The 16929-nt window shown below is 69.0% G+C and carries 12 protein-coding genes and 2 pseudogenes; 5 read left to right on the forward strand and 9 right to left on the reverse strand.

Annotated elements, in window-relative coordinates; genetic code table 11:
- Positions 1–97 precede the first annotated feature (97 nt).
- The 3 genes and pseudogenes from ACH4YL_RS18320 to ACH4YL_RS18330 form a co-directional block, all read right to left on the reverse strand.
- Positions 98–706, reverse strand: a pseudogene (locus ACH4YL_RS18320) (GNAT family N-acetyltransferase); the annotation flags it as partial.
- Between the two features lie 94 nt (positions 707–800).
- Positions 801–1112 carry a hypothetical protein gene (locus ACH4YL_RS18325; protein ID WP_398508388.1) on the reverse strand — a complete coding sequence of 104 codons (312 nt, stop codon included), beginning with the start codon at positions 1110–1112 and terminating at the stop codon, positions 801–803.
- Complete coding sequence (locus tag ACH4YL_RS18330) at positions 1099–1923, reverse strand: helix-turn-helix domain-containing protein (RefSeq protein ID WP_398508389.1); 825 nt, start codon at positions 1921–1923, stop codon at positions 1099–1101. Before ACH4YL_RS18330 ends, ACH4YL_RS18325 begins: the two co-directional genes overlap by 14 nt.
- Positions 1924–2043: 120 nt before the next feature.
- Here ACH4YL_RS18330 and ACH4YL_RS18335 point away from each other — a divergent pair.
- A pseudogene (locus tag ACH4YL_RS18335) lies at positions 2044–2768 on the forward strand (SDR family oxidoreductase).
- A gap of 452 nt (positions 2769–3220) precedes the next feature.
- On the opposite strand, the gene ACH4YL_RS18340 reads toward ACH4YL_RS18335, so the two are convergent.
- Positions 3221–5023, reverse strand: coding sequence for a protein kinase (locus ACH4YL_RS18340; RefSeq protein ID WP_398508390.1), 1803 nt, complete (start codon positions 5021–5023; stop codon positions 3221–3223).
- 421 nt (positions 5024–5444) lie between these two features.
- On the opposite strand from ACH4YL_RS18340, the gene ACH4YL_RS18345 reads away from it, so the two are divergent.
- A complete protein-coding gene (locus tag ACH4YL_RS18345) occupies positions 5445–7373 on the forward strand; it encodes an FHA domain-containing protein (protein ID WP_398508391.1) in 1929 nt (642 codons plus the stop codon).
- A 4-nt stretch (positions 7374–7377) separates the two neighbouring features.
- Here ACH4YL_RS18345 and ACH4YL_RS18350 read toward each other — a convergent pair whose 3' ends face one another.
- The 4 genes from ACH4YL_RS18350 to ACH4YL_RS18365 all read right to left on the reverse strand — a co-directional run bounded on the left by ACH4YL_RS18350 (position 7378) and on the right by ACH4YL_RS18365 (position 11775).
- The gene (locus ACH4YL_RS18350) at positions 7378–8073 is read right to left on the reverse strand and encodes a fibronectin type III domain-containing protein (RefSeq protein ID WP_398508392.1); all 696 of its coding nucleotides are present in this window, start codon (positions 8071–8073) and stop codon (positions 7378–7380) included.
- A gap of 37 nt (positions 8074–8110) precedes the next feature.
- Complete coding sequence (locus ACH4YL_RS18355; protein WP_398508393.1) at positions 8111–8713, reverse strand: hypothetical protein; 603 nt, start codon at positions 8711–8713, stop codon at positions 8111–8113.
- A gap of 308 nt (positions 8714–9021) precedes the next feature.
- On the reverse strand, positions 9022–10425 hold the full coding sequence (locus tag ACH4YL_RS18360; RefSeq protein WP_398508394.1) for a pyridoxal phosphate-dependent aminotransferase: 1404 nt from the start codon (positions 10423–10425) through the stop codon (positions 9022–9024).
- Between the two features lie 132 nt (positions 10426–10557).
- Positions 10558–11775, reverse strand: a complete 1218-nt coding sequence (locus ACH4YL_RS18365; RefSeq protein ID WP_398508395.1) for an RNA-guided endonuclease InsQ/TnpB family protein — start codon at positions 11773–11775, stop codon at positions 10558–10560.
- Between the two features lie 277 nt (positions 11776–12052).
- Between ACH4YL_RS18365 and ACH4YL_RS18370 the strand changes: the two genes are divergently transcribed.
- From ACH4YL_RS18370 to ACH4YL_RS18380, 3 genes are all read left to right on the forward strand, one after another.
- Positions 12053–12763, forward strand: a complete 711-nt coding sequence (locus ACH4YL_RS18370) for a class I SAM-dependent DNA methyltransferase (RefSeq protein ID WP_398508396.1) — start codon at positions 12053–12055, stop codon at positions 12761–12763.
- A gap of 55 nt (positions 12764–12818) precedes the next feature.
- Positions 12819–13112: a DUF6193 family natural product biosynthesis protein gene (locus tag ACH4YL_RS18375; RefSeq protein WP_398508744.1), complete on the forward strand. Its 294-nt coding sequence runs from the start codon at positions 12819–12821 to the stop codon at positions 13110–13112.
- Between the two features lie 514 nt (positions 13113–13626).
- A complete protein-coding gene (locus tag ACH4YL_RS18380) occupies positions 13627–13911 on the forward strand; it encodes a hypothetical protein (protein WP_398508397.1) in 285 nt (94 codons plus the stop codon).
- Here ACH4YL_RS18380 and ACH4YL_RS18385 read toward each other — a convergent pair.
- Positions 13891–16764, reverse strand: a complete 2874-nt coding sequence (locus ACH4YL_RS18385; RefSeq protein WP_398508398.1) for an ATP-binding protein — start codon at positions 16762–16764, stop codon at positions 13891–13893. The genes ACH4YL_RS18380 and ACH4YL_RS18385 overlap by 21 nt on opposite strands.
- Between the last annotated feature and the right edge of the window lie 165 nt (positions 16765–16929).

Consider the following 16929-nt stretch of genomic DNA (forward strand, 5'->3'; position numbering starts at 1 on the left):
CAAGTCATCGGCCCCTGCTGACCACGTCACTTCAATCGAATAGACGTCATGACCAGCGACAACATGCTCAAGATGCAATCGAACCGGCGATAACGCCCGGTCCGAACAGCGCGACGGCGCGCGGCGGCCGCACGCCGTGCCGGGCGGCCCGTTCCGGCTCCGCGAGCGGGAGGACGACGCGGCGTTCGATGAGGTCCTTCTCGGCCTCCATGCCCGCGACCTTGGCCCACAGGTCGCTGGGCAGGAACCGGCCGCCGAGGTCTTCGAGGAGGTTGGCGGCGGGGCCGTGCAGCGGCTCGACCTTCTCGAAGTACGCGACGGCGGGCCGACGGGTGTAGCCCGCGTTCAGGAGCCCTTCGCCGAGCAGTTCCTCCTCGGGCAGCACGTACGCGATCCGCCCGACGCGCGCGGCGATCAGCCGCCGCTCCAGCTCCACGAGGAGCGCGCTCGCGAGACCGCGGCCGCGCCATGCGGACGAGATGGCGATCCGCATCACCCAGGCACGCTCGCCCGCGACGGTCGCGAGCGCCGCGCCGATCGGGACGCCCTGGTGGACGGCGACGACTGCGGGCTGCCGGGAGGTGAGCGCGCCGATGCACTCGGCGAGCGAGAACACGGATTCCTGGCCGAGCTCGGCGGTGGTGTCGATCAGATGGACCACGGCGGCGAGATCGCTCTCGCGGTAGTCGCGGATGAGCCAGTTCATGCGGCGAGGCTAGGGGTGGGGGCCGGTGGGCGGCGTTCGCCGCTGTGCACAGGCGGGTGCGGCGAACGCACCGTTCCGTCACTAACCGCGGCGCTCATCCCATGGGAGTGAGCACCGCGATCCGGTAGTCGTCGGTCCCATCGGCTTGTGCGACGAGCTGGTAGCAGAAGCGCTCCCGCGCCTTGCCGCCGAACGACCAGGTGCCATCGATCCACAGGCTGCCCGGTACCTCGGCCATGACGACGATGTCCTTGTCTTGCGCGTCGACTCCCTCGTACTGGCCCCAGGAGGAGGCGAAGAACTGCTCGGTCTGGCGGGCGTCGGTGACCGGGATCGAGGTGTCGGGGAACAGGATCAGCGAGGGGACGGCGTACCTGCTCGCGTGCCGATCACTAGCCGGGGACACCGGATCCGACGAGAAGCGCGAGGGCGTGGGCGTCCCGGCTCCCCGGCGCGGCTGTGCCGACGAGGAGATGCTGTCCGGGCGCGCCCTGGACGTCGAACGACTGGTACGTGAGCTGGATCCGGCCCACGTCCGGGTGCTGGAAGGTCTTGGACCTGCGGCCGAGGCCGCCGACGCGGTGGTCCCGCCACATCGCCGCGAATTCCTCGCTGTCCTCGCGCAGTTCCCGGACGATCGCGGCGAGCTCGGGGTCACTCTGGTCGTGTCCCACTGCCAGCCGCAGCGCGTCGACCGCGCAGCGCGCGACCGTGTGCCAGTCGGCGTAGAGCTTTCGGGCGGCGGGATCGAGAAAGAGCGAGCGGACCATGCTGCGGCGCTCCGCCAGCGGCGCGAGCAGGGCGTCGGCCGTCGCGTTCGAGGCCAGGACCTCGAGGCGGCGGTTGATGACGTACGCGGCGGCCGTAGGGAAGGCGTCCATCAGCTGCCGCAGCCCCGGATCCACCTCGTCCAGCCGGCCTTCCGATACGGGCTCGGGTTTCGGCACCAGTCCGGCGAGCCGGTACGCATGCCAGTGGGCGTCCACGTCCAGACGCAGGGCACGCGCGAGGGCGTCGACGACCTGGCCTGAGGGGCTTCGCTCCCGCCCCTGCTCCAGCCGGGCGAGGTAGTCGGCGCTGACCCCGGCGAGCACAGCGACCTCTTCGCGCCGCAGTCCGGCGACCCGACGGGATCCGTAGCTCGCGAGTCCCACGTCGGCGGGTGTCAGCAAGGAGCGACGTGCCCGCAGGAACTCGCCCAGTTCGTAGCCGCTCATTCCACGAGCGTACGTCCCGGTCCTAGGAGTGCGGCACCCAGGAAGCCTCGCCCTGCCTCAGCGGCCGAAAGGGGCCGAAGCTCAAAGCCATCACCCGTTTCCACCCGGAAGAGGTCCCACATGACCGGCAGCAAGGTCGTCTTGGTCACCGGCGCAAGCAACGGCATCGGCGAGGCCACGGCCCGGCGCCTGGCCGCCTCCGGCCACCGGGTGGTCCTCGGCGCCCGCCGTACCGACCTCATCGCCGCGATCGCCAAGGACATCAGGAACGACGGGATCACCGCCGCCCACCACGAGCTGGATGTGACGAGCCTGGACAGCATGCGTTCGTTCGTCGCTGCCGCGCACGAGGAGCATGGACGCATCGACGTCCTGGTCAACAACGCGGGCGTCATGCCGGTGTCGATGCTGGAAGCCCTGAAGGTCGACGACTGGAACCGCATGATCGACGTCAACATCCGTGGAGTCCTGCACGGCATCGCCGCGGCACTGCCGTCATGCGCGCCCAGGGCACAGGCCACATCGTGAATATCGCCTAGGTCTCCGGCCACCGAGTCGACCCCACCGCGGCGGTCTACGCCGCGACCAAGTTCGCGGTCCGCGCCATCTCGGAGGGCCTGCGACGGGAGAGCCGCGACCTGAGGGTGACGGTGGTCAGCCCGGGCCTGACCCGCAGCGAACTCTTCGACGGCATCAGCGACACGGGCGTACGTGATGCGCTCCAGGGCCTGATCGACATCGCGATCCCGGCCTCGGCCATCGCCGACGCGATCGTCTACGCCGTCAGCCAGCCGCGCGATGTCGACGTCAATGAACTAGTCATCCGCCCCACTGCACAGGCCTGATGCCGGGGACTGGGCAATGCCCGGCTCCGGCAGCGGATCTGTACCCTCGACGGTCATGACCGTGCCCCAGTCACAACTGCTGCCCGGTTCCGACGAGCCGGTTCCACCGGCACGCCGGAGCCTGACCAGGCCGCTGCTCGCGATCGCCGCCGCAGTCGTCGTGCTGCTGGGCGGACTCGCGTACGCGGTGGCCAGGACCGGCGACGAAGGCTTTCCCAGCTCCGAGTACCGGCTCACGGAGCCCAAGACGCTGGCGAACGGCGAGTACGAGAAAATCCGTCGAACTAACGCGCCCTGGCCTGCGAAAGCCCGAGGACTTCGACCTGGCCGCCATGGCGCAGCTCACGCTCGACATCCGCGCCGAGATGCGGCAGCCCGTCCACCAGTAGGAAGCTCGGTGAGCCGAGGTCCCCTCCAGTTGTCCGGTGGTCGCGACGGGCTCGGCGATCCGATCAACCGCCGCAGGTCACCGAGAAGGAAACCGCGTTGGACGTCGCTACGAAGGGCCGGCGGATCTCCACACCGATCTCAGTGCTCAGTGTCCCGGCCTTCGAGTACGTCGTCAGGCGCACCGTGTCCTGGCCCGTACCTCCCGCCTCCCCGATCGACAGGATGCGCCAGTGCGGATCGACCACTGAACCGTCCTTCGACACCCAGCGGTAGGAGATCTGAGTCGGCTCCGCCACGGTGAATGTCGCCGTGAACGTGGGCGCCTGACTGCCCGGCGGCGGGCAGGCGCCCGCATACGTTGTACTCGAGCCCGTCACCGAAACCCGTACAGCCGGCGCGGCCGGCGGGTTCCCGGCCGCCTGCGACGACGACGCGGTCGGCCAGGCGGGAGTCCGGTTGGCGTTCGTGTCGGTGCCCTCGTGGCGGTTGACCAGCGCGTAACCCAACCCGGCCACGAGCAGCGCGGCCACGGCCGCGCTTGCCCCCACCACGGCCGCGCGCCGCTTGCGCCGAGGGCCGGAGGGCACGGGAGGTGTGATGGTGGCGGGGGTTGTGGCGTGGTCGGTGCCTGCGACAGGTGGAGCCGCGGGCGGAGCGACGGGCACGGGCGTCGTGAAGTGGGTGGGGTTGGGCTCGGGGGACGCGGCGGGCGGTGTGATGGGCCCTGCCGTCGTAGGGGGCTCGGGGGGCGCGACGTCGACGGGCGCCGCGGGCGGTGTGATCGGCGCTGCCGTCGTAGTCGGTTCGAGCGGCGCGACGTCCATGGACGCCGCAGGCGGTGTGATGGGCCCTGCCGTCGTGGTCGGTTCGAGCGGCGCGACGTCGATCGTCTCGGGTTCGGGGGCGCTCAAGGCGTCCGGGGTTGCGATGGTTGTCGTCGAGGCCGTGTCGAAGGGCAAAGGCTGTACCTCGACGCCCGGAGCGGTCGCCGGCGTGGTGTTGTCGTCGAGCGGCGACGTGACCGAATCGCCGATCTTCCGCAAGTCCACGGCGACTTGCTCGGCGGAGGTCCGTTCGGCGGGCTCCTTGCGCAGGAGTCCTTCGATGACGGGAGTGAGAGGCCCGGCTCGGCGCGGGGAAGGAGGTTCCTCGTCGACGACGGCGCGCAGGGTACTCAGCGCCGAGTCCTGCCGGAACGGGGAAATGCCCTCGACGGCCGCGTACAGCAGCACGCCGAGGGACCACAGGTCCGACTCGGGGCCCGAGGCGCGGCCCAGCGCCCGCTCCGGCGGCAGGTACTCGGGGGAGCCGACGAGCTCGCCGGTCATGGTCAGGGCCGATGTGCCTTCGACCATCGCGATGCCGAAGTCGCTGAGCACCACCCGTCCGTCGTCGGCGAGCATCACATTGGCCGGCTTCACATCCCGGTGTTCGACCCCGACGGCGTGGGCGGCACGCAGCGCTGCCAGCACGTCGGCGCCGATGCGCGCGGCGCGCTGCGGGGTGATCGGCCCCTCGGAGCGCAGCAGATCGGCCAGTGACCGGCCACGGATCAGTTCCATCACGATCCAGGGGCGCTCGTCGTCCATCGCCACGTCATGGACCGTCACCACGTTGCGGTCGGCTATCCGTGCCGCCGCCCACGCCTCCCGCTCCAGTCGGCTGTACATCCGCCCAATGTCGGCGGCGCGCAGACCGACCGGGGCGCGCACCTCTTTGACAGCGACCTCCCGGCGCAGGGTCTCGTCGCGAGCTCGCCACACGGTTCCCATGCCGCCCTCGCCGAGACGGGACAGCAGGCGATAGCGGCCTGCGATCAGCCGTCCACTGTCCGGCTTCTCCGGCGTGGAATCCTCGTTGTGCATCGGGGCGATTCTCCCTCTCCTGGTGAAGCCGCTCGGTGGCGTTGTTGCGCGGACGTCGCTCTTCGGATCGCACACCCGGCCGCCGACCGGGCTTGCCGCGAGGAGGGCGGCTCGCTCTCACCATCCACCGGCAGAACCTTCGAAAGCCGTTGCGAACACCACGTACGGACTGGGGCTTTCGGTTCGACGCGGCGCGGGGGAGCCTATCCCGTGGACTCCTGCGGCACGCGCCCGAGGGCGGCCATCGCGGCCGTGACAAGACCCTCTAGGATCTTCGCGGCCCGGGACGAATGGTCGCGAAAGTTTGAACCAAACCGCCCACGAACACGTATTGGTGTCGTGCGCGTCGATACCCGGGTCGAACTGGCCCAGCGGGACGGGCCAGTTACCGGATATGGGCATCGTTCGCAAGGAGTGTGGAGTGCCATCGGTCATCGTAGGGCGCACGGGTCCCTTCACGGGTCAGAGCGTGGTTCTGGGCAGCGCCCCCCTCACCTTCGGGCGCAAGAGCGACAGCGGCGTGGTGATCGTGAGCGCCAACGCCTCCCGTCTGCATGCTGAGATCGTCGTGGAGGACGCCGGCTTCGTCCTCTACGACCGCGACAGCAGGAACGGCACGTTCGTCAACGACCAGCGCGTCACACGTCATGTGCTGCGCCCGAACGACCTCATCCGGATCGGTGAGGAATCCTTCCTCTACGAAGCGCAGGACGCCATGGAGACGGTCATGGACCTCTCCCAGCTCGACGCCCCGCAGGTCGGCGCCGTCGCGGACCCCGGCGTACTGCGGGTCACGATCACCGGCGGTGGCCCGGTGGGTCTTGCCTTCGCGCTGTCGCTGGAGGAGATGCTGCACGGGCGGGTGGCGATCACCCTCTACGACGGACGCTGGGTCAGGAAGGACTCCTCCGTCGTCTGGAAGAGTGAGGGCCAGGGCAACGTCCGCCGCCAGCAGGTCGTGACCGTCCAGAGCCGGCAGTACCTCGCGCTGTCCGGGGAGGTCCAGTCGGCACTGTTCGACGAGGGCGCCTACTCGGAGATGTGGCCCGTCGGACCGGACTCGGTCGAGGGCCGCCCTCCCCGCAACATCCGGATCGCCTACATCGAGGACCGGCTCCTGGAGCTGGCGAACAAGAGGGCGGCGATTCGGCTCGTACCGAAGCGCTTCGACCTGGAGGAGCAGGAGAACCGCCTCTCCCAGGAACACATTCTGGTGATCTGCGAGGGCGGGCGCTCCCGCACCCGCGAGCACTTCGCCGACCGTTTCGGCGTGGCCGACGCGTCGATCTACTCCCTCGACGGAGAGCACCTCCAGGATCTCGTGCTGGGGCTTCGGGTCAAGTCGAAGCTGTCGGACCCGATGAGTGTGCTGCTGACCGTGTCGCAGAACCGGTTCCTGCTCAACTCGCTGAGGGGCGAGGGCTTCCTGAACATGCGCCTCACACGCGAGGAGGCCAAGAGCGTGATCGGCATCGATCCGGTTCGCCAGGTCTTCGAGGAGTGCATTGCCGCACGTCCCTGCCTGATGAGCCGTGAAGAGGACAACGAGTTCCGCTGCCCCACGCACGGGACGCTCTTCCTGCCCGCCCTGCTGCGCAGCTCGCCCCTGTGGAAGGAGATCCGGCAGGGCCTGAACCTGTTTGGCGTGGCGGAGGACGATCTGTCCGCGATCACGTCGTTCCGGCTGGACATGGTGCAGCGTCCGAGGTTCACGGCTCAGCTCAGCCGCCCGACCGCGACGAGCCCGGGCACATACGGCCTCCTTCTGGGCGACGCGGCAAATGCCATCCACTTCTGGCCCGGCCGAGGCCTCAACAGCGGCCTCGCCTCCGCTACTTCCCTCGCCCGCACCCTCAGTCGCGCGTGGCAGGGAAGACCGCTGCGCGACGCCGACTTCATCCGGCATGAAGCAGCCATGTCCATGCTGCAGTACCGGCACAAGAGCCGGGCCTGGAACGCCATGGTGACCACCGACGAACAGGGCGCCACTCGCGCCATCAAGGACATCATCGCCCGCAGCGCGGAATCGGGGCATGGGAACGGCCCGGCCTCGCGGCGGCCCGACCTCGACGAACTGCTGGACCGCATGGTCGCGATCCGCGAGCGTCTCGGGTCCCGGCTGCCCGGAATGCCCACGGACGAAGAACTGCGCGCCCACCTTGCCACGATCGCGCCCGCCACCCTCCGCGTCCTTCAGGAGAGCGGAGCCTGGGACACCATGATCGTCGGCGGGGAGGAGGCTGACATCGACCTCTTCTACCAGTCGGACTCGCCGGTCTACGTCCCGCGTCCGGCCGACCCCCGAAGCGCCGCGGCGGCCGGCGTCCCGCGGGAAGCCGGCAGGTCATAAATACCTAGGGACCAGGGTTCTCCGGACCCGTCATGCGGTGGACGATGTTCGACGGGCTGCCGTAGCGGTACGCCCGGACCCGTACCGTCGCCCGCTTCTCCTCCGGCAGGGTGATCAGCCCGGCCGACTCGACGTCGGGGTCCACCACCGCCGCAACCCGGAAGTCGCGCGCCCCCGACGCCCGGACCTCGATGAGGTAGCCCTCCTCGTCGAGTGCGTGGTCCTGCCAGGTGAGCTGGACGCCGTTCGCGTGCTTGACCGTTGCCTTGAGCGCCGTCGGGGCCGGGCCCGCGGGACGTGCGGTGCCGGGGCGCTTCTTCGGGACGGCCCATTCGTGGTCGCCCTGCTGGTCCTTCTCCGTGAACTCGCCCGGCGGGAGGGCGAGTTCCACGGCCGTCGACGCCGGCCCGTAATACGGACGCAGGCGGTAGAAGAACGGGGTCGTCGGCATCAGGTCGGGATGCGTGTAGCTCGCCTGGGCCGGCTGGGCGAACTGGAGGATCGTGTACGGACCCTGGCGTTCCGTGGCGAACTCGACGACATGGCCCGCCGCCCCCGGGTCGCGGCCGCTCCAGCGCAGGGTGATGTCGGTCGGCGAGTCGAGGTTCGCGGCCAGCGTCACCCTGCGCGGAGGCGGCGCTGCGAGCTTCTCCTGCGGCGCGGCCGTGCAGGCGGACAGGGCGGCAGTCGACAGAGCCACGCAGACAGCCGCCCGTGCAAGTGCCCTCATCCCGGCCCTACTTGCGCCAGAACTTGATGCCGCTCCACTGCACCGTCACCGGCCCGTTCCCGCTGCTCGTCCGGTACGCGCCGAACTTGTCGTAGTAGCTGCCGCCCGGGCTGTCGTATGTGTGCTTCCGCGAGCCGTTGATGTACGTGCGGTGCGATGTGCCCACCTGGTGCACGGTGTTGACCCGGACCTGTGTGCCGACCGTCGCGCCGCTCGCCACCGTCGTCCCGCCGTGCACGGCGTACAGCCGGCCGCCGCGCTCGACCGCCAGCATGAAGTACGGGCCCGCGGACGAGCCGTCGCGGAACGTCTGCTTGAGGCTGATCCGCGTTCCGCCCATGGACGTGATCTTGAAGTAGCCCTCGAACTGCTGCGTTCCGCCGTTGTACGTCACGTACCGGCGCTCGGCGCGCTGGTCGCCGCTCGCGGTCGAGCACGTGAGCCGGAAGGTGAGGTCGTCGACCTGACCGCAGCCTCGTTCCTGGACGTTGAACGAGGGCGAGTGCGACGTCCAGCCTCCCGGCTCGACCTCCGCGGCGGCGTTCGGTGCCACCAGGATCAGTCCGCAGGTTGCCACGGCTCCCGCGAGTAAGGGGCGCTTGCCGATCATCTTCGACTCCTTCGACCGTCATGTTCATCCATGTTCAGAATGCTGAACGATGGATGAATAACTGAACAGCTTCGGCGATAGGAACGTAGAGTCGGCGGCATGTTCGCGTCAAGAGTCTCGGCAGTCGACGGGCTACCGCAGCGAACGGGCGTAGATCGCAGCCCTACCCGGGCCGTCCGGAACCGCCAGGCCAGCTTTACAGCGGGCTGAACCGCGGTCCGTAGCAATACAGTTGGTGCCGGGCGCCGCCGGGCCGCCGCTACCTCACCGGGAGCAGACCCGGCGCCCGCACGTCAGCCTCTGGACGGTCACGCCCCCGAGATGAGCCGGTCCACCGCCGCCGTCCCCGAGCTGTATCCCGGTGCCATCGGCTGCGGCAGCGCGGCCTGCACGCGGGCGCGGGCCGGAGCCGGGGCCGGAGCAAGTCCGCGCGCGGCGACCGGCTCCTGTGCCAGCGCCAGCATCGGCGCGGCCTGCTGCTGAAGTTGCGGCATCGGCTGCCTCTGCGGCTGCTCCGGCGGCAGTTGCTGGGCCGGGACCTGCGAGAGCATCGGCGCCATCGGCTGCGGCGGCGGGGCCGGCGCCTGGATGTGTCTGCCGTACAGCACCTGCTCCATCGCCTCCATCAGCCGCAGCACATCCTCCTGAGGTCGTACCACCAGCCGCAGGAACCGGCTCGAACTGCCGACCTTGTTGCTGCACTCCCGCACCAGCACCCCGTGCTCCGCCAGCAGCCGGTCCCGCAGCACCGAGCCGTCCACACCTTCCGGGAGGCGTACGTAGAGGAAGTTGCCCTGCGAGGGATAGACGGTCATGCCGGGCAGCTGCGAGAGGCGCCAGGTCATCTCCTGCCGGTCCCGGCGGGCCTGCTGGAGGCTCTCGGCGTACTCGTGCCGGTGCTCCTTCAACATGAACACCACAGTCTCGGCAAAGGAGTTGAGATTCCACTTCGGCAGCGCGGCCCGCACCTTCCCGGCGAGCGTCGGATTCGACACGAGATAGCCGAAGCGCACGCCGTGCAGCCCGAAGTTCTTGCCGAGGCTGCGCAGCACGATCACATTGGTGCGCAGTACGGCCTCGTTGGCGACGCTCGGCTCGGGCTCGGCGTCCGAGAACTCCAGGAAGGACTCGTCGACGACGACCAGGTCAAGATCCCGCAGTTCGTCGAGGAGCGCGATGACGCGCTGCTTCGGCAGAAAGCCGCCGTCGGGGTTGTTGGGGTTGCAGATCACCGCCGCGCGTGAGCCCCGGCTGCGGATGAACTGCACGAACGACGCCGGGTCGAGACCGAACCCGTGCGCCTCCGGCAGCAGCAGCATGTCGACGCGCTTGCCGGTCTCCATCGGCTGGTCGGTCCACCGTCCGAACGTCGGCACGGGCACGGCGAGCGACTCGCGCACCAGCAGGTGGTCGATCCAGGTGATCAGTTCGGTGGAGCCGTTGCCCATGGCGACGGTCTGCGGATTGAGGCCGAGCACCTGGCACAGCTCGGCGGTGATGGTGTCGGCGCCGCTCGGATAGTAGGTGAGGATCTCGCGCAGCCGGCTGCCGAGCTCGTCGAACATCTCAGGGGTCGGGAAGTAGGGATTGCACGGGATGCAGAAGTCGGTGATCTCTCCTGCCTGGCCACCGCCGGCCCGGTTGAGCGTGAAGTACGAAGGGCTGTGCGCGCTGGACGCGCGGAAGAGTGCGGTGACGTTGCTGCCCGCCATTGGATCGGCCTCCCCTGCCTGCCAGTGGCCCGTACGGATGCACAGGGACCCTTCCGAAATACGGATGGTGGTGGGGTGATGTTCAACCACTACTTTGAATCCTCCCGTCCCTGAGGGGAGGGGATTCCTGGCTCAGGCCGCCTCCTGGAGCAGCGCTCCAGGAGGTCTTCCGCCCTCATCGCCAGCCGGGTTGAGACCTGCCCGGACGAGCATCACACGTGCGGAGTTCTTGTCCCGTGGGGACACGGTTCCACACGTGCTGCAGGTGTAGGTGCGCTCACCCAGCGGCAATGCGTGCTTGGCTCTCGCATCGCAGTGCGCGCAGTCCATCGTGGTGTGGGCGGGGTGGACGAGGCGGATGTCCCGCCCGTGCTTGCGGCCCATCTCGATCAGAGCGGCCTTGGTGGCGCCGATGGCGGCGTCAGCAGCCTTGCGGGCCATCGTGGTCTTGGCGAGGAACTTCGGACGGAAGTCCTCGACAGCAATGCCATCGTGGTCGCGGACAACCTTCTTGGCCCACTTGCGGCCGGTGTCCGCACGCTGCCTCGCGACCTTCTTGTGCGCCTTCGCCCGCAGTTTCTTCGCCTCGTGGTAGCCCTTCGATCCCGGCTGACCCTTCTTCGGCTTGCGGCGGGCCATCATTCGGTCGTACCGGGTCAGCTTCGTCTGTGCCTTCTTGCCGTGCTCGGCGTGCGGCAGGTCGTGCGCGTCGGATGTGGTGGTGGCGGTCTCCTTCACGCCCCAGTCGACGCCGAGTGCGCGACCGGTCTCCGGCAGGGGCTGAACCTGGGCGGGGACGACGAACGAGCAGTACCAATGCCCGAGGCTGTCCCGGTACACGCGCACCGAGGAAGGGGCGGCGGGCAGCTCCCGCGACCACACCACCGCCACGACGATGCCACTCGCCAGGTGCAGACGGCCGTCCTTCAACCGGAATCCGCGCCGGGTGTAGTTGAGCGTCAGCAGCGCCTCACGCTTGGTCTTCCGCTTCGGCATCCCGGCCCGGCGTGCCACGGGCAGGCGCTCTTTGATGTCCTTGTGCGCCTTGGTGCGGGAGCGGCCGAAGCCGCGGATGATCTGCTGCTGGGGAACCGACGAGCCCTCGCGCAGCCACGCCGTACGGGCACGGGCTTCGGTCAGCATCCTGTCGAGTTGCGCCGGGCCGCACGCGACCTGCTGGCCGGTGACCTCGTTGTGCAGGTGTACGGCTTTGGACTTGACGACACATTCGTTCCACACCCACCGGCATCGGTCCCACTCCGCCACCAGGAAGATGCGGGCGGCGGACGACACGCGCAGCCGGTAGGTGTACCGGGCATGCCCGGCCTCGGCGGCCCTCCCCTGCGCCATCTCGCCCCCCTCACCGCCCCGGCAGGATGCCAAGGCATCCCGAACCCTCCGAAGGACCATACGTACGATGGCCGCACATGCATGCCCCGATCCCGCAGCCACCACCCCAACCAGCGAGCACAGGCACACGCGTTCGCATCACCTCGGCGGCAGCGACAGCACCACGGGTGCTCCGCCCCCGGAACCGGATGCGGCGACGCTCCGCCTCACGACACTCGGATGCAATTCCCCCCAGCGTGAACGCCGGGGCACCCGCGCAAGAAACAGGTGAAGCGTGATGTTCACACCGTCGGGCCCCACATTCCGCGAGCTCGCCGTCCAGGCGCTCTCTTCGATCGAGCACGGCTACGACCTGCTGGCTCCGAAATTCGACGAAACCCCGTTCCGTACGCCCGACCGCCTGCTGGACCCGGTCCTGCGGGCCCTGCGCCCGCTGGGCCCGTTCCGCTCCGGGCTCGACGTCTGCTGCGGCACGGGGGCGGGGGCGCGGGTGCTGCGCGAGCTGTGCGACGAGGTCACCGGGGTCGACGCCAGCGCGGGAATGCTGGCGGAGGCGAAGACCGCGTACCCGTCGGTCACCTGGGTGCAGGCCGACGCGCTCGGACTCCCCTTCACCGCGACCTTCGACCTCGCAGTGAGCTTCGGCGCCTTCGGCCACTTCCTGCCGAGCGAACGCCCGACGCTCTTCGCCGAGATCCACCGCTCACTGCGCCCCGGCGGTCGCTTCGTCTTCCCGCTCCCGGCTCCGGCCCGGGTCGGAACGCGGCTGTACTGGGCCCTGTGGGCGTTCGACGCGGCGATGCGCGTACGGAACCTGCTGTGGCGGCCCACCTTTGTCATGTACTACCGCACGTTCCGGCTCTCCGAGGTGATGGCGGAACTGGGCGAGGCGGGGTTCCTGGTGGAGCTGCGGCCGCTGGAGGAACTGGGGCTGCTGAAGGACGGCAGCCCGCGGTGCCGACTGGTGATGGCGACGCGGCTGGACTGAGAGGGCGGGCGAACTGCACTTCAGCCGCTGCACCGGCCATCGATGAACTTGGGACATCCCCTACATCCAGCCCGCCGCCGAAGGCGCATCCTGGGTATCCGGGCCTTTCCGTACTGAGACCGTGGGACCTGCGGCCACGGCGCAGGACGCCATCGCCATGGTGATCGAACGCCTACCGGCCGGCTGCGGCCCCGCATTCGTAGGAACCCTAGACGAACTCGCAGCCCACGAAACCACAATGCAGCAGTCGCAGACTTACCGAGGTAAATCACAAGCCGAGGGACGGGGGGCCTTGCGGTCAGACGACTATGCGGGTCCACTTCTTGGTGCGCCCGAACCGAACCATTAGTCCTGACACAGGCTGCGGCCGTCTACGGGCTGGCCTCGTTTTTGCGGCGCTTGGCCCGCTCGACCTGACGCTGCAATAGATCTGCAAACTGGATAGTCTCGGCTGCCCCGATCGGGCCGTCGAAGTCGACCGTGCGGTGGCTGTGGGGTTCTTGTAAGCGCCCATGGCGCCGGCGAACAGCGCGGAGGCTGCCTCTGCACAGGCATCTCCCGGCGTCGGCTTGGCTCTCTCATCGCCGAGTTGGCTTCGCCGTAGTTGGCGCAGCAGGACTCATAACGCCGAGGCCATGAGCGGCTGCGCGCCGAGGGCGGTGGGCCGGGCTGCGGCTGCACACGCCGGCCGACGTCTTCGCCTACGCCGTCGCGAGGGGTGGTGAGCTGCGGCTGGACGGCGCTGCGGTACGGGTGCAGTGCCCGAAGGCGGGCCGGGCCGGGCGCCGGGCGTTCATCCCAGGCAACATGCGACAGAACACCAAGAAGGCCACGGTCGTCACCGACGGGAGAGGCCGCACCCAGTGGACGGGCGCTGTCCGGCCCGGCTGGATGCACGACCAGACAGCGGTCAAACCGAGGGCATCGAAGCCCTCTTCGAGCAGTACCCGCAGGTCAAGGCCAAGGTCGATGCCGGATACCGGGGCCTGGCCAAACGGTTGCCCGACCAGGTCCAAGCCCCGCCGAATTGGCCCGCCAAGGACGCCCCGGCCGAGGAGCACACGGCCTGGGCCGAGGCCCGCAAGCAGCAGTCCGGCGGCAGATCCCGGACCGCCGCCCGCTCCGCATCAGACATATCGGATGGGTAGCGCTCCCCATGATCCGGGCCGGTAGGCAATGGCGCGAGCGACCTCGCCCCGCGAACGCAGGCCCAGCTTGGCGAGGATGTGCGTGACGTGTGTCTGGATGGTCCGCCGCGACGAGTACAGACGCTCGCCGATGTCCGGATTGGAGAGCCCCTCGGCAACCAGCTCCGCGATCCGCTGCTCGGTGGGCGTCAACGCCCCCCAGCCCGTCGCCGCGCGCTTGCGACTGCCCTGGGCGCCGCGCCGCAGACCCAGTTCACGCCACCGGGCATCGGCCCGGTCAAGGTCACCTGTCGCACCCAGCGCGAGATACCCCTCCACCGCCACCCGCATCGCGGCCTTCGCAGCTTCAGTGTCTCCCGCCTGCGCCAGTACGACGGAGAGGTCCTCGGCGCACCCGAACGCCTCAACCCGCCCCACTTCCCGGTAGTAGGCCAGTGCCTCACGCAACGGCTGGGGAGCGGCTTCGACCATCCCCTGGCACCAGAGCGCGGCCGCCCGCACCTTCGGGCGAACGTCCCGCTCCGCCTCCCGGCGCGCCGCGGCCAGCACATCGGCGGCCAGCTCCCGATCGCCCAGGTACTGGGCGCTACGCACCGCGGGGGCCAAGAGGACGTAAGCATCATTGATTCCGGTCAAGACGTCGTCGTCGCAGATCCGGCGCAGAATCGCGCGTACTTCTTCCTGACGCCCCGCCGCTTCGGCCACCGCCAGCCGGATGCGCCAGATGTCCTCGCCGGTAATCCTCACCGTGGGGTTCAGGCGATCCGGATCACCCACCTCTTCCGCGAAGTCCCTTGCGGCGTCCATCTCGCCACGGTGCATTCTGATCAGCACCTCAATGCTGCGCACGAGGACGGTGAGGCGGTGCATCATGGGCATTTCCCGCGCCGTTTCGAGATCGGCAAGCGCTTCGTCCCAGGCACCGACCATGTAGGCCAGACGCGCGGCACTGACGAGCACAGCCTGGAGTCGAGCAGTTCCGGCCTCGATCGCACGCTTGCGCACCGCGCGTGCGCTTTCCCAGGCACGGTCGATCAGATCGATCTCCTCCCAGGCCACCATGTTGTTTGTCAGCATGATGAGATAGACGTCGGTCAGCTGCGGGGCATCGGCCGCCACAGCGATGCCTTCTTCAAGGCAGGCCCGGCTTTCCTCGTACCGGTCCCGCTGCACGCAGTACAAGAACTTGGCCTGCGAGGCGTACGCGATGCTCTGTGCGTCGCCCTGTGCCCGGCCCAGTTCCAACGCCCGGTTCAGCACCGGAAATGCAGACTCGTCCTGCGGGGCGGACCCCATCACCAGTAGCAGGGCGTGCAGCGCGCACAGCCTGGCCCGCCACACCGGGGACAGCTCCCAGCGCGCCGGCGCCGAGACCACGGCCTCAATCCCCTCCGCCCCTCTCGCCTGGCTCAACAAGGTGTAGGCGAGGAGCCAGGTCATCTCCCCCGCGCGATCGGGATCCTCAGTGCGCGCCAACACCCGGGCTGCCAGCTCCTCGCACTCCGGTTGCCTGCCGCGCAGGAACGCGGCCATCGCCAAGACAGCTTCCAGCGGTTCACGCCGCTCGTCATCCCGGGCCATGGAGTCTGTCGCGCGCTGCAGGAGGTCGCGGACCAGCTCCGGAACCCGCGAGAGCAACGCGGTCCCCCAGGAGCCGAGCCAGTTGACGGTCCACGTGTCCGGTGTGCCACCGGCCAGGGAGAGGTGCGCCGCGACCCGCTCAGCCGGCCAGCCCCCCGCACTGAGCACCTGCGCCGCCTGCCGGTGCTTGAGCCCTCGCACCGTGATCGGCATCGACTCGTACAACGCCTGCCGCAGCAAAGGCGCTTGGAACTCGGCAGCAGCGCCGGTATCGGTCAGCACCCCCGTCTCCGACGCCTCGTTGAGCGCCTCGACGACCCGATCGACCGGCCAGCCGACCACGGCCGCGAGCTCACCGGAGTCGAAGGTGGTGCCCAGCATGCTTGCTGTCCGCAGAACCTCCAACGCATCCTTCGACAAGCACCCGACCCGATCCGCGATCGCCGCTCCCAGTGACTTCGGCAACCGTCGGCCCGACTCCGGACCAGTCACCAGGTGCGCCTGCCCGCCTCGTACCTCAAGGCGCTTCTCACGCACCATCGCCCCCGTCAACTCCCGTACGTACAACGGGTTCCCACCAGACGTCAAGACCAAATCACGCAAACTGGGCGAAAGCGGTACGGTCAGCAACTTCTCGGCCAGGACAGCAGCCTCATCCGCGTTCAGAGGACCCAGCATGATCGCCCGTACCCCGTGCGCCCTGACTGCTCGTCGCAGCTGACGCACTTCCTCCCGCGTCGAGCCCGTCGTCAACTCCCCCACCAGCAACAACGGCAACTGCACCGTCAAGCGCATCAGCGAACCGAACACCGCCAGACTCGCCTCATCCGCCCACTGAAGATCACTCGCCACCAACACCACCGGCCGCACCGCACACGCCCGCTCCACCTGAGCCAACGCCTGCTGCACCCCCGCCGCCAACGGATCCCGCGCACCCGCACCCCACAACGACCCGGGCTCCGGAGCCGACTCCGCTCCCCGCACCGGCCGCAACGCCTCCGTCACCAACTGAAACGGCAGACTCACACAGAACTCATCCGCACTCCCCCGCAGGAGCAGCACATCATCCCCACCAGCCGTCCGCACCGCCTCACGCACCAGGGAGCTCTTACCTATCCCCGGCGGGCCCTCCACCAGCGCGCAACCACCCCCGCCCCGGCGTACCGCACCCAAAAGTCCTTGAAGATCGCCGAGTTCGGCCTTGCGCCCCACCCACGGAGGACGGCCAGACATCACATCGATCGATGCACGGAATGGTTGGTTCTGGTGCATACGCTGGATCCTATTCCCGCCACCCGGCGCTGAAGCAGGCCTTTGGAAGACACCGGCAACAAGCTATCGCGGGCGGTACCGTCCACGCCGGGGCAGAGCCGGGCCGACCGTTCATCATCCCCGGACCAACGACCGCGTGCAGCCGATCCGGCTGGTGGGTCTTGA

This window comes from Streptomyces sp. NPDC020681, assembly GCF_044334895.1.
Taxonomy (GTDB): domain Bacteria; phylum Actinomycetota; class Actinomycetes; order Streptomycetales; family Streptomycetaceae; genus Streptomyces.

Excerpts from the sequence above, each read along its gene's own strand:
- ACH4YL_RS18330 (WP_398508389.1), bottom strand. The coding sequence starts at position 1,923 with ATGAGCGGCTACGAACTGGGCGAGTTCCTGCGGGCACGTCGCTCCTTG.
- ACH4YL_RS18340 (WP_398508390.1), bottom strand. The coding sequence starts at position 5,023 with ATGCACAACGAGGATTCCACGCCGGAGAAGCCGGACAGTGGACGGCTG.
- ACH4YL_RS18355 (WP_398508393.1), bottom strand. The coding sequence starts at position 8,713 with ATGATCGGCAAGCGCCCCTTACTCGCGGGAGCCGTGGCAACCTGCGGA.
- ACH4YL_RS18360 (WP_398508394.1), bottom strand. The coding sequence starts at position 10,425 with ATGGCGGGCAGCAACGTCACCGCACTCTTCCGCGCGTCCAGCGCGCAC.
- ACH4YL_RS18365 (WP_398508395.1), bottom strand. The coding sequence starts at position 11,775 with ATGGCGCAGGGGAGGGCCGCCGAGGCCGGGCATGCCCGGTACACCTAC.
- ACH4YL_RS18370 (WP_398508396.1), top strand. The coding sequence starts at position 12,053 with ATGTTCACACCGTCGGGCCCCACATTCCGCGAGCTCGCCGTCCAGGCG.
- ACH4YL_RS18385 (WP_398508398.1), bottom strand. The coding sequence starts at position 16,764 with ATGCACCAGAACCAACCATTCCGTGCATCGATCGATGTGATGTCTGGC.